At 67.7% G+C, this 11922-nt stretch carries 11 protein-coding genes; 4 read left to right on the top strand and 7 right to left on the bottom strand.

Features of this window, described 5'->3' with window-relative positions:
* Positions 1-5: 5 nt before the first annotated feature.
* The 5 genes from U4Y88_RS00760 to U4Y88_RS00740 all read right to left on the bottom strand — a co-directional run bounded on the left by U4Y88_RS00760 (position 6) and on the right by U4Y88_RS00740 (position 5526).
* On the bottom strand, positions 6-1244 hold the full coding sequence (locus U4Y88_RS00760; protein WP_321781588.1) for an alpha-hydroxy acid oxidase: 1239 nt from the start codon (positions 1242-1244) through the stop codon (positions 6-8).
* Positions 1245-1264: 20 nt separating this feature from the next.
* Complete coding sequence (locus U4Y88_RS00755; RefSeq protein WP_321781587.1) at positions 1265-2200, bottom strand: SMP-30/gluconolactonase/LRE family protein; 936 nt, start codon at positions 2198-2200, stop codon at positions 1265-1267.
* Between the two features lie 34 nt (positions 2201-2234).
* On the bottom strand, positions 2235-3755 hold the full coding sequence (locus tag U4Y88_RS00750; RefSeq protein ID WP_321781586.1) for an MFS transporter: 1521 nt from the start codon (positions 3753-3755) through the stop codon (positions 2235-2237).
* A gap of 71 nt (positions 3756-3826) precedes the next feature.
* Positions 3827-4528: an RraA family protein gene (locus U4Y88_RS00745; protein ID WP_224011801.1), complete on the bottom strand. Its 702-nt coding sequence runs from the start codon at positions 4526-4528 to the stop codon at positions 3827-3829.
* Positions 4525-5526: a hydroxyacid dehydrogenase gene (locus U4Y88_RS00740; RefSeq protein ID WP_321781585.1), complete on the bottom strand. Its 1002-nt coding sequence runs from the start codon at positions 5524-5526 to the stop codon at positions 4525-4527. Before U4Y88_RS00740 ends, U4Y88_RS00745 begins: the two co-directional genes overlap by 4 nt.
* A 151-nt stretch (positions 5527-5677) precedes the next feature.
* Between U4Y88_RS00740 and U4Y88_RS00735 the strand changes: the two genes are divergently transcribed.
* The 4 genes from U4Y88_RS00735 (at position 5678) to U4Y88_RS00720 (ending at position 9680) form a co-directional block, all read left to right on the top strand.
* Positions 5678-6667, top strand: coding sequence for a LysR family transcriptional regulator (locus U4Y88_RS00735; protein ID WP_224011799.1), 990 nt, complete (start codon positions 5678-5680; stop codon positions 6665-6667).
* Between the two features lie 153 nt (positions 6668-6820).
* Positions 6821-7423 (top strand): NUDIX domain-containing protein, encoded by a 603-nt coding sequence (locus U4Y88_RS00730; RefSeq protein WP_321781584.1) that lies wholly within the window; start codon positions 6821-6823, stop codon positions 7421-7423.
* A 44-nt stretch (positions 7424-7467) separates the two neighbouring features.
* Entirely contained in the window at positions 7468-7764 is a 297-nt protein-coding gene (locus tag U4Y88_RS00725; protein ID WP_224011797.1) for a YciI family protein, read from the top strand.
* Between the two features lie 233 nt (positions 7765-7997).
* Positions 7998-9680 carry a putative bifunctional diguanylate cyclase/phosphodiesterase gene (locus U4Y88_RS00720; protein WP_321781583.1) on the top strand — a complete coding sequence of 561 codons (1683 nt, stop codon included), beginning with the start codon at positions 7998-8000 and terminating at the stop codon, positions 9678-9680.
* A gap of 7 nt (positions 9681-9687) precedes the next feature.
* Here the strand turns inward: U4Y88_RS00720 and U4Y88_RS00715 are convergent, their stop codons facing one another.
* Together U4Y88_RS00715 and U4Y88_RS00710 are read right to left on the bottom strand one after the other, a co-directional pair.
* A complete protein-coding gene (locus U4Y88_RS00715; RefSeq protein WP_321781582.1) occupies positions 9688-10476 on the bottom strand; it encodes an FRG domain-containing protein in 789 nt (262 codons plus the stop codon).
* A gap of 144 nt (positions 10477-10620) precedes the next feature.
* Positions 10621-11898 carry an MFS transporter gene (locus U4Y88_RS00710; RefSeq protein ID WP_310630278.1) on the bottom strand — a complete coding sequence of 426 codons (1278 nt, stop codon included), beginning with the start codon at positions 11896-11898 and terminating at the stop codon, positions 10621-10623.
* Between the last annotated feature and the right edge of the window lie 24 nt (positions 11899-11922).

Raw genomic sequence — 11922 nt, 5'->3', positions numbered from 1 at the left:
ACTCATCACGCGCCGCGCCGCCTCAAACGACTCGCATCGACCTCATCGGGCCGCGTCACGCCGAGCAGCGCCATATTGCGGCGCATTTCCGCCGCGACGATCGCGAACGCGTGCAGCACGCCCGCCTGCCCCGCCACCGCGCCCGCGTAGTTGAACGGCCGGCCGATGAACACCGCGCGCGCGCCGAGCGCCAGCGCCATCAGCACGTCGCCGCCGCGCCTAAAGCCGCTGTCGATCATCACCGGGCAGTCCGCGTCGACGGCGGCCACCACGCGCGGCAGCGCGCGCAGCGGCGCAATCGAGCCGTCGAGTTGACGTCCGCCGTGATTCGAAACGATCAGCCCGTCCACGCCGAGGTCGCGCGCGCGGCGCGCGTCGTCCGCGTCGAGAATGCCTTTCACGACCAGCGTGCCGCGCCAGCGCTGCCGGATCATCCGCAGATGTTCCCAGCTCAGATGATCGCGCGCGCCGAAGTCGCGCAGCACGTTCGACGAGAGAATCGGCGCGCCGCGCGTGACGCGCGAGTTCTCGAAATGCGGCATGCCGTGCCGCCAGAGCGTGCGCAGCGCCGTGCCGAGCAGCCAGCGCGGATGCGTCAGCCCATCCCACGCGAGACGCGGGCCGGGGCGCAGCGGCGTGGAAAAGCCCGCGCGCAGATTGTTCTCGCGATTGCCCGACACCGGCACATCGGCGGTCAGCACCAGCGTGCGAAAGCCCGCCTGCGCGACGCGATCCACCAGCGCCGCGATCGTCTCCGGTTCGCCCGGCACGTACATCTGGAACCACGCCTGCGGATTCGCCTGCGCGATGGCCTCCATGCGGATCAGCGACGAACCGCTCATGATCATCGGCAGATTGGCGAGCGCGCTCGCCTGCGCCTGGATCAGATCACCGCGATACGCCGAGAGCGCGCTGATGCCCATCGGCGCGATGCCGAACGGCGCGGCATAGGTGTGGCCGAACAGCGTCGTGTCGAGCGTGCGTTGCGAGGTATCGACGAGCACGCGCGGCACCCAGTCGTACTCATCGAACGCGGCGCGGTTCTCGCGCAGCGAGCGGTCGGTTTCGCAGCCGCCGCTCACGTAGGCGAAGATCGGGCGCGGCAGATGGCGGCGCGCCGCCGCTTCGAAATCGGCGAGCGAGAGCACGCGCGCGAGACGGCGCGGCACAGGCGGCGACGCGCCCGTGCGCGGCGCGGAATGGTTCGCGAGCGGATAGTCGCTCAGGCTGAAGGCGGCGGTCATGGCGCGCTCCTCGCAGCGGATCAGGCCACGCGCGGCAAGGCGATGCCGGGCGCGACGGCGTCGGCGACCAGCACATTGCCGAGCTTCGATTCGGTGATGAAGATCTGCTTGCGTTCGCGCCCGCCGAAGGCGAGATTGGTCACCGTCTCGCCCGCGCACGACTTCACGCGCGCGATGCACGCGCCGTTCGGCGCGAACACGAACACATGGCCGAGAGAGGCGTGCGCGACGTAGAGATGGCCCGCTTCGTCCATCGCGAGGCCGTCGGGGCCGCTCGTGCCGAACAGCGTACAGAAGCGGCCGACTTTCGCGGTGCCGCCGTTGTCGAGCAGCGGCACGCGCCAGACCGCGTTGTCGCGCGTCATCGCCACGAACAGCACGCGGCCCGACGGATCGAGCACGAGTCCGTTCGGGCTCACGCCGTTCGAGAGCAGGCAGTCGAGCCGGCCATCGGCGCGCAGGCGATAGACGCGGCCCGTGGGATCCTGGAGGCCCGTCTGCCCCTGATCGGTGAAATAGATATCGCCATTCGCGGCAATCGCGAGGTCGTTGCAGCCCTTGAACGACTCGCCGTTGCGCGAGGTCAGCAGCGGCTCCACGCGTCCGTTTTGCGGATCGAGTTGCATGATGCCGTTGCGGTAATCGGCGATCAGAATGCGGCCGTCGGGGTGGAACTTGAGGCCGTTCGGCTCGCCGTCGTATTGCGCGACGAGCGTCCAGTCGGTATCGCGCGTACCGTCTCCGTCGATGCGGAAAATGCGGCCAAACGGAATATCGACGACATAGAGCCGACCTTGCGCGTCGAACGCCGGACCTTCGAGAAAGCTGTCGACGCTCTGCCCCGCCTTGTTGGCGTCGGCCCAGGCCGAGCCCACGCCGGTCTGGCGAAAGCACGCGGGCATGGTGGAAAACACGCGCGTCTGCACGACGCGCGGCGGTTCATCGAGATAGAACATGCGGTGCCCTCGGGCAAAACCAGATTAAGCGAATTCAACCGGAGATCTGTTCGAGGCTCAGGCCGCGCGAGCGCGGGCCGAACAGGCCGATCGTGAGCATCACCACGAACATCGATCCGGCGATCAGCGCAAACACGCCGGGCACGCCGAGGTGACGCAGGAAGAAGCCGATCAGGAAGCCCGAGAGCATCGCGCTGATGCGGCTCGCCGAATAGACGAGGCCGATGGCGCGCGCCCGCATGCGCGTCGGGAACAGTTCGGCCTGGTAGGTGCGGTACGAGAACGTCATGCAGTTGCCCGCGAGCGTCATCAGCAGGCCCATCGCGACGAGCAGCATCGGCTCGCGCTGCTGCGCGAAGATGACGCCGAGCACCGCCATCGCCGCCGACGCGCCGACGATCAGCCATTTGCGCTCGACGCGGTCGGCGATCAGCATCGACAACAGCGGCCCGAGCGGACTCGCGATGGCGATCAGAAACGAATACCAGAGGCTGTGCGTGAGCGTCACGCCTTTTTCGGCGAGCAGCGTGGGCACCCAGCTCGCGAAACCGTAATAGCCGATCGACTGGAAGAAGTTGAACACCAGCAGCATGATCGTGCGGCGGCGATAGCGCGCGTTCCACGGGCTATCGCTTTCTGTCGATGCTGATACCGTTGAAGTTGCGTGCGCAACGTTATCGACCTGAGGCGCGACCTGCGGGACATGAGCAATCGGCAACGGCTTGCCCGTCGCGCGCTCGATGCGCTTTTCCAGCCGCGCGACGATCGCTTCGGCTTCGGCGATGCGGCCATGCTGGATCAGCCAGCGCGGGCTTTCCGGCAAACCGAGGCGGATCAGCCAGACGAACGCCGCGCCCGAGCAGCCGATCCACACGACCCAGCGCCAGCCGTCCTGACCGAACGGCGCGATCGGCACGAGCTGCCACGAGAGAAACGCGATGGTCGGAATCGACGTGTACTGGATCGCCTGCACGAACGCGAAGGCACGGCCGCGCAAACGCGCGGGCACGAACTCGGAAACGTAGGCGTCGATGGTCACGAGTTCCGCGCCCACGCCGATGCCCGCCACCACGCGCCAGAACACGATCCAGCCGGGCGCGTCCTGCAGCGACATCATCACGGCGGCGAAGGTATAGCAGAGCAGCGCGCCGACGAACACGCGGCGTCGGCCGAGCCGGTCCGCGATAAACGCCACGCCGATCGTGCCGATAAAGAGCCCGAGAAACAGCGCCGCGACGAACGCGCCCAGGCCGCCGAGATCGAACAGCGAGGCCGTCGTCTTCGTGAAGATGCCGGCCTTGACGAGCCCCGGCCCGATATAGGCCGTGAGGAACATGTCGTAGATCTCGAACCAGCCGCCGAGCGCGAGCGCGCCGATCAGGAGCCACACGGGCGCGCTGGGCGGCAGCCGGTCGAGACGCGCCGAAATCTGGCGCGCGTGGACCTCGGGCGCGGCATAGGCGCGATGGACTTCGTGCGCGCCGTCTGCGGCACGCGGCCCATCGGCCGCCTCGCGCGCATCATGCACACCGGCGACGGGGGTGCTCGATTGCATAGCCTAGTCTCCTGTCTTGTTTTTTGATGTCGCTGCGTTTGCGTGTTCGCGTTCGCGTTCGCGTCGGCGTTTTAAACCGGGCAGCCCTTCTTGCGCAGCAGCGCGTTGAAGCGCTCCGGGTCCGCGCTGCCCGCCTGGTTGGTCGCGCGGATCGTGTCTTCCTTGTCGGCGTGCGCGCGCACCAGCGGCAGCAGCGCGTCGAGCCGGTCGACCGGCACGGCGATCACGCCGTCGGCGTCGCCGAGAATCAGGTCGCCGGGATTCACGACCATGCCCGCGCACGCGATCGGCACGTTCACTTCGCCCGGACCTTCCTTGCTCGGACCGCGGAACGTGTGACCGCGCGCGTAGACCGGAATGCCGCCTTCGGCCCACTCGGCCAGGTCGCGGATCGCGCCGTCGATCACGAAGCCGCCGATCTTCTTCGTCAGCGCCGACGTGCGCATCAGCCCGCCGATCAGCGCCTGGGTCAGATCGCCGCCGCCGTCGACGACGATCACATCGCCCGGCTGCGCGAGTTCGATCGCCTTGTGGATCATCATGTTGTCGCCGGGACGCACGCGCACCGTGATGGCCGGGCCGCACATCGTCAGCGTGACCGAGTGGTGATAAGCGCTCAGACCGTAAGCGCCGGTGCTGCGGCCCATGCAGTCGCCCGCATGCGCGACCGGCACGCTGCGAAACGCCTCGATCTGCGCGGCGCTGGGCAGCGAGGTGCGCTGGCCGACGAAAAAGCCTGCGGGCCAGCCGGCCCGATCCTGGTTGGAGTTCATGCGATGACCTTGATATCGGATTGATGATGCTTGAGCACGGCGCCGTTCACGCAGGCGGCGGCATTAACCACCTCGCCGCGCAGGAAGCGCAGGCAGGTTTCGGCGGCGGACACGGCGACGGCGTCGAGCGCGTCGGGCGTCGAGCCGCCCACGTGCGGCGTGAGCACGACGTTGGGCAGCGCGGCGAGCGGATCGTCGGCGGGCAGCGGCTCGTTGCGGAAGGTGTCGAGACCCGCCGCCGCCAGCTTGCCGCTGCGCAGCGCGGCCACGAGCGCCGCTTCGTCGATCAGCTCGCCGCGCGCCGTGTTGACGACGATCGCGCCGTCCGGCAAACGCGCGATAGCCTCGGCGTCGAGCAGATTGCGCGTGTGCGCGTTGACGGGACAATGCAGGCTCAGCACGTCGGCCTGCGCGAGCAGCGCGTCGAGCGACGATTCGAGCGTGACGAAAGGCTGCGCGTCGGCCTGCTTCGCGACCGGATCGAAGGCGCGCACGTGCAGGCCGAGCGCATGCGCGATCGCCGCGACGCGCTGGCCGATCTGCCCGTAACCGACGAGGCCGAGCGTGCGGCCATGCAGCTGACGGCCGTCGCCCGTGCGGGTCCAGCGGCCCGCGCGCAGTTCGCTGTCGAAGAAGTTGAGCTTGCGCGCCGCGGCCAGCATCAGGCCGATCGCGAGTTCCGCGACCGAATGCGTGTTCGTGCCGGGCGTCGTGAAAACCGGAATGCCGCGCTGCGTGGCGGCGTCGACGTCGATATTGGTCACGCCCACGCCGTGCTTGCAGATCACGCGCAGCGTCGGGCAGGCCGCGATGGCCGCGCCGCTCAGTTCGACCGTGCGCGAGATGACCGCGTCGATGGGCTGCGTGGCGAGAATGCGCGCGACCTGCGCGGCGTCCTGGGCGTCGTCGATATAGACGGTCTCGCACTGCGCGGCGGCCAGCACGCGCTGACCGGCGGGCGCCAGACGCGGCGCGGTGACGAGAATGCGATACGACATCGGGTGTCTCCTTGTTGAACGCGAAGGCCTGATGGCTTCCTCACGCCATTGTTGACACCGCGACTCATAATGTCTATTTTCGATTTTTCATCTTTTCATTCCCATCAGCTATGAATTCCTCACGCGGCGCAGACGCCGGAAGGCGGCGCGCATGGTCATGAATCTGCAGGTGCGCGACCTGATGTATTTCGCGAAAGTGGCCGAACTCGGCCATCTCGGACGCGCCGCCGAGGCGCTGCACGTGAGCCAGCCCGCGCTCTCGAAGTGCATCGACCGGCTGGAGCAGACCTATGGCGCGGCGCTGTTCGAGCGCAGCGGGCGCGGCATCCGCCTGACCGACGCCGGGCGGCTGCTGCAGGAGCGCGTGCGCCTGGTCGAACGCACGCTCGACGAAACCCAGCGCGAAATCGCCACGCTCGGCGCGGGCTTGTCGGGGCTCGTGAAAGTGGGCGCGGCGGCCACCATCGCCGAATTCATCATGCCGACCGCCTGCCGCGTGCTGCACGAGGAAGCGCCCGCCGTGGTCGTGGAACTGCAGATCGGCATGAACGACGTGTTGCAGGACGCCTTGCGCAAGCGCCAGCTCGATGTGGTGATCGGGCCGCTCGGCCGTCACGACGACGCGCTGGTGCAAATCCCCATCCTCGCCGATGACGTGGTGGTGGCCGCCAGCGCCACGCATCCGCTCGCGGGCAAGCGCGCGACGCTCGAAGCGATGTCCGCGTGCGGCTGGGTGCTGCCCGCGCAGTCGGTCGCGACGCGGCAGTGGCTCGAAGCCGTGTTCGCGGCGCACGGCCTGCCCGCGCCGCGCGCCGCCGTGATGACGAGTTCGATCGCGGCGGTGCCGCGCCTGATCGCCGAAACCGGCCTGCTGAGCTTTATTTCGCGGCGCAATCTGGAGGCGGGCCGCTTCACGCCCGCGCTGGTCGAACTGCCGAACCCCGTCACGACGATGACGCGCGAATTCGGCGTCGTGCATCGCAACGACGGCTATCTGTCGCCCGCCGCGCGGCGGCTGATCGAGATCGTGCGCGCGCAGCACGAAGCGGCTGCGGAGATGACTGAGGTGGACGAAGCGACTGCGGTGAAAGCGCGTGGCAAAACCGCGGCGGGGACGGCGCGGAAAAGCCGGAGCCGATAGGCGTCCCTTTTTTCCATCGGCGGTTTGCACGAATTTTCTTGAAATTGCACGAGTCTGCACGTTACCATGCAAGGCAGATCGAGCCGGATTCGTGCTGCTCACGCACGCGCTGCGTTCCGGCTCGCGCCCAGAAAACCGCCATTGGAGACTCGCATGACCGCCACCCGCGACCGCGTCCGCATCGTCGATACCACCCTGCTGTCCGATAACTGGTACGTGCTGAAGAAGGTCACGTTCGACTACCGGCGCGGCGACGGCAGCTGGCAGCGCCAGAGCCGCGAAACCTACGACCGCGGCAATGGCGCGACGATCCTGCTGCACGATCCCGCGACCGGCAATGTCGTGCTCACGCGCCAGTTCCGCATGCCCGCCTTCGTCAACGGCCACGACGGCATGCTGATCGAAACGGCGGCCGGGCTGCTCGACAACGCCTCGCCCGAGGACCGCATCCGCGCCGAAGTCGAAGAGGAAACCGGCTATCGCGTGCGCAATCTGCGCAAGGTGTTCGAGGCGTTCATGAGCCCCGGCTCGGTGACGGAGAAGCTCTACTTCTATCTCGGCGAATACGATGCCTCGCTGCGCACCGGCAAAGGCGGCGGGCTCGCGGATGAAGGCGAGGATCTCGAAGTGCTCGAACTGCCGTTGCGCGAGGCGCTGGCGATGATCGAGCGCGGCGAGATCGTCGATGGGAAAACGATTATGTTGTTGCAGTATGCGGCGCTGCGCGGCCTCACGGAGGGCGCCCACGCCGCCTGATCGCGCGCCTCTACCATGGCCTCGCCCACTGTCACGGAATCATCATGTACATCGTCAACCTGACTTATCTCGTCTCGCACGAACGCATCGACGACGCGCTGCCCGCGCATCGCGTCTATCTCGATGCGCAGTTCGCCGCCGGCAACTTCATCGCCGCCGGGCCGAAGCTGCCGCGCGACGGCGGCGTGATCGTCGCGTCGAACATGGATCGCGCGCGTCTCGATGCGATCCTCGCCGCCGATCCGTTCGCGCAGCAAGGGCTCGCCAGTTACGCGGTCACCGAGTTCAAGGCCACGCGGCTCGCGCCCGCTCTGAATCTGCCGATGCCTGAAGCGCCGTAACGCGCGCGTGCCTGCGTATGAGCGTGCATGACCGTCACGCGCCATCGTCCGGCGTAACGTAACGCGCGCAGTCGGCGCACGCGCCGCGTTACGTAACCCGACCGCGTGCCCGGCAACACGCTCGCTCCGTTGCGCACGCACCGGATGCCGCCGCGCCGTGGCATGGCTCCTGCTTGAACGAAGCGCATAACCCCACGTGCGGCGCACGCCCGCACGGACTACACGCGACTTCGATGAGCACGTCCACCGTCTACGAAACGGCCTTTCTCGCCGCGCCCTTCGGCGCATTTCTGTGCCGCGCCGATGGCGTGTTCGCGCGCGTGAATCCCGCCTACGAACAGCTCACCGGCTATCGCGCGCAAGACCTGATCGGCCAGCGCAAATTCATCGCGCTGCACGATCCCGCCGAACTCGCGCGCCGCATCGGGCCGCTCGCGGGCGCGAGCGGCATCGAAGGTTTTCAGGGCGAATGGGCCTATGTGAAGCGCAACGGCACGCGCGTGCCGGTCTCGCTCGCGCTTGCGCCGCTGCCGGGCGCGCGCGACGCGCGTTACATCGGCATCGCCGTCGACACCACGCGTCACGCGCAGGCCGAGGCGCAGCTCTGGTACGTTTCGCATCACGACCGCGCCACGCATCTGCCCAATCGCGAGTTGTTCCTCGAACGGCTCGATCTCTCGCTTGCACGCTGCCGGCGCGCGGACACGGCGCTCACGGTCCTCGTGGTCGAGATCGACGATCTGCACAAGACGCGCGACGCGCTCGGTCCCGATGGCGCCGATCTCGTGCTCGAATACGCGGGCGAGCGCTTGCGTCGGCTCGTGCAGACCGAGTGCGGCGAGAGCGCGGTCGGCTCGATTGGCGGCGATCAGTTCGCGATTGCTCTGCCCGGTCTCGGCGACGACGCGAGCCGCCTCCCGCAACAACTGATCGACGCGTTCGCACGCGCGGACCGCGCGCAGCCGACGCGCGGCGCGACCATGAGCGTGGGCGCGGCGCGCTTTCCCGCCGACGGCGAGGACGCCGCCACGCTCGTGCGCCGCGCGGGCGTGGCCGTTTCGGAAGCGCGGCGCGCGGGACGCGGCCAGCTCTGCCGCTTCGCGCGCGCGCAGGAAACGCGCGCCACGCGCCAGCTCGAACTCGAACAGGCGCTGCGGCGCGCCATCGACGCCCGCGAATTTTTTCTGCACTATCAGCCGCGCGTCTCGCTGAAGACGGGGCATATTACGCAATCCGAAGCATTGCTACGTTGGCGTCATCCGGCATACGGCCTCGTGAGTCCCGCCGAATTCATCCCCGTGGCCGAACAGGCCGGGCTCATCGACGCAATCGGCGCGTGGGTGATGGACACGGCATGCCGCGAAATCGGCCAGTTGCAGCGCCTCGCGCGCACGCCCACGAAGGTCGCCGTCAACGTCTCGCCGCAGCAGTTCGCCAATCCGCGTCTGATCGAGCAGATCGAGCGCGCGCTGGAAAGAGCCGCCATCGCGCCCGAGCAGCTCGAAATCGAAATCACCGAAAGCCTCTTGCTGACCGACACCGAGCGCACCGTGCGCACGCTGCACGCGTTGCGCGCGCTCGGCATCGAGGTGGCCGTCGACGATTTCGGCACCGGCTATTCGAGTCTCGCGTGGCTCGCGAGCCTGCCGCTGAACCGACTCAAGATCGACCGCTCGTTCATCGCGAAGATGGGCACCGACGCGCGCAGTGACGCGCTGGTGGCCGCGATCGTCTCGATGGGACACGCGCTGGATCTGAGCGTGACCGCCGAAGGCATCGAGACCGCCGCGCAGGCGCAGCGCGTGCGCGAACTCGGTTGCGACGAGGCGCAGGGCTTCTGGTTCTCGCGGCCGGTTTCGTTGCAGACGTTGCGGAATTTGCTGGAGCCTAAGCCGGGTTTGGTGTGTCAGGCGTGAGCGGCGTTCACTGCGCCTGCGTCATCCCCGACCACACGATCTCCAGTTCCACCCCGATCGAGCGCGCAAGCCCATCGAGGCCCGGAAACAGCGAGGCGTTGGTGATATTCATCCGATACAGCCACTTCATCGCGTCCATGCGGATGCGCGCGGGCAGCACGATCTGATGCAGCAGTTCTTCGTTGCTCTCATAGCCATCGAGAATCGCCTGAAGCGGTTTATCGATCACGCCCGGCACCACGAAGGTGCCCGACTGCGCGACCAGCCGGTCGTCCATTTCGGTCGGCTCGCCGGACCAGAGAATTTCGTTCGTATTGCAGAAGAAATAGCGTTCGAAATGGCCGGGCACGCGCGGATCGATCACGTCGCGTGTGAGCACGGGATCGGTTTTCGGACGCGCGCGATTATTCCAGAGCGCGGGCGTATTGAGCGCGTACACCGCCGCGTCGCCGGTCGCGCGTTCGAGTGCGAAGAACGCGGCCACGAATGGGCTCTTGGTGAAGTCGAGCAGACGCGTGGGCGCGCCGTGGTGCTGCATCAGCGCGAGGCAACGCAGGTCGTCTTCGAGTATCGCGGGATGCGCGAGAAAGTTATGCGCCTTGCGGCGGAACACGCGAATCGCGCGTTCCTCGCGCGAGCGCCATTGCTCGTGGTCGCCCACATAGTCGCGCATATAGCGCGACAGCGAGCTTTCCAGCCGCCATTGCGCATTCTGCTGCCCGCGAAACGCCCACCCGTCGAGTTGCGTGGTGAGCGCCATGAACTGATTCCAGTCGCTGAGTTCGGTTGTCTGCATGCCCTGTCCTTTCGCCGCGCGGCTCGGCCCGCGCCGACGCGCGCATCGTCGGACAACCTAACACATCGGCGGTGACAGCGTGAAGTCCGTGCGCGCCGCTCACGGCGCTTGCGTCGCTTGCGTCGCTTGCGTCGCTTGCGACCTTCACGCCGCCGCGCGGCGCGGCAGCGGCTCCATCGGCACGCGGCTGACCCACGCGAGCGCGGCGAGGCTGATGGTCGCCGTGAGGATCAGGTAATAGCTGGGCGCGCTCTTGTCGCCGGTCGCGCCGAGCAGCCACGTGACGATCGCGGGCGTGAAGCCGCCGAACACCGTCACGCCCACGTTGTAGCCGATCGCCATGCCGGTCGCGCGCGTGGCGGGCGGAAAGATCTCGGCCATGAGCGCGGGCAGCGCGCCGAAGTAGATCGACTTCAGCAGGGCGAGCCAGGCGATCAGCACGTAGAGCGAAGACGCGCTGCCGCTCGACGTCGCCCAGACGAAGCCCGGATACGCGCTCACGGCGAACAGCAGCGCGATCCACGTCATCTGGCGGCGTCGGCCGATACGGTCGGAGAGCAGGCCCGCGAACGGCGTGACCACCGTGAGAATCACGCCGCCCAGCATGGTGGCCGCGAATCCCGTGGCCGCCGGCAGATGCAGTTCGCGGATCGCGAACGTCGGCACGTATTGCAGCAGATAATTCACCGCTGTCGAAACCGTCAGGAGTCCAATCGATGTCAGCACGAGACGCTTTTGCTGCGCGAATACGGCGCGCACCGGCGATTCGCTGCGTTCGCCTTCGGTGAAGTCCTCGGCATCCTGAAGAAAGCGCCGCAGATACAGACCCACCGGGCCGATCAGCAAGCCGAAGAAGAAAGGCAGACGCCAGCCCCACGCGGCGAGATCGGCGGGCGCCATCGACTTCGCGAGGCCATAGCCGAACGACGCGGCCAGCAAGGTCGCGAGCCCTTGCGTCGCGAACTGCCAGCTCGCGATAAAGCCACGCCGATGCGGCGCGTGCTCGATCAGCAACGCCGTCGACGCGCCGAATTCACCGCCCGCCGAGAAGCCCTGCACGAGCCGCGCCGCCAGCACGAGCAGCGGCGCGGCCACGCCGATCGCGGCATAGTCGGGCACCAGCGCGATGATCGCCGTGCCGAGCATCATGAGGCTCACCGAAAGCATCAGCGCCGCCTTGCGGCCGCGCCTGTCGGCATACGCGCCGAGCACCATGCCGCCGAGCGGGCGCACGAGATACGAGGCGCCGAACGCGCCGAAGGTCAGCAACAGCGAAGCGGTCTCGTTCGCAGCCGGAAAGAAGTGCTTGCCGATAAACACCGCGAAAAAGCCGTAAATCGCGATGTCGAACCATTCGAGCGCGTTGCCGACCGACGTGGCGACGACGAGTTGCGTGAGACTGGGCGTGCGTTTCGTGGACATGGTGTGGGGCGCGCGCGGCGCAGG

The sequence above is a fragment of the Paraburkholderia sp. J94 genome, assembly GCF_905220285.1.
Lineage (GTDB): Bacteria > Pseudomonadota > Gammaproteobacteria > Burkholderiales > Burkholderiaceae > Paraburkholderia > Paraburkholderia tropica_A.
Note: the sequence above shows the minus strand (reverse complement) of the source record. Positions and strands in the feature narration are given on the sequence as shown.

Coding starts and splice junctions, on each gene's coding strand:
- U4Y88_RS00760 (WP_321781588.1), bottom strand. CDS start 1,244: ATGACCGCCGCCTTCAGCCTGAGCGACTATCCGCTCGCGAACCATTCC.
- U4Y88_RS00755 (WP_321781587.1), bottom strand. CDS start 2,200: ATGTTCTATCTCGATGAACCGCCGCGCGTCGTGCAGACGCGCGTGTTT.
- U4Y88_RS00750 (WP_321781586.1), bottom strand. CDS start 3,755: ATGCAATCGAGCACCCCCGTCGCCGGTGTGCATGATGCGCGCGAGGCG.
- U4Y88_RS00745 (WP_224011801.1), bottom strand. CDS start 4,528: ATGAACTCCAACCAGGATCGGGCCGGCTGGCCCGCAGGCTTTTTCGTC.
- U4Y88_RS00740 (WP_321781585.1), bottom strand. CDS start 5,526: ATGTCGTATCGCATTCTCGTCACCGCGCCGCGTCTGGCGCCCGCCGGT.
- U4Y88_RS00735 (WP_224011799.1), top strand. CDS start 5,678: ATGGTCATGAATCTGCAGGTGCGCGACCTGATGTATTTCGCGAAAGTG.
- U4Y88_RS00730 (WP_321781584.1), top strand. CDS start 6,821: ATGACCGCCACCCGCGACCGCGTCCGCATCGTCGATACCACCCTGCTG.
- U4Y88_RS00725 (WP_224011797.1), top strand. CDS start 7,468: ATGTACATCGTCAACCTGACTTATCTCGTCTCGCACGAACGCATCGAC.
- U4Y88_RS00720 (WP_321781583.1), top strand. CDS start 7,998: ATGAGCACGTCCACCGTCTACGAAACGGCCTTTCTCGCCGCGCCCTTC.
- U4Y88_RS00715 (WP_321781582.1), bottom strand. CDS start 10,476: ATGCAGACAACCGAACTCAGCGACTGGAATCAGTTCATGGCGCTCACC.
- U4Y88_RS00710 (WP_310630278.1), bottom strand. CDS start 11,898: ATGTCCACGAAACGCACGCCCAGTCTCACGCAACTCGTCGTCGCCACG.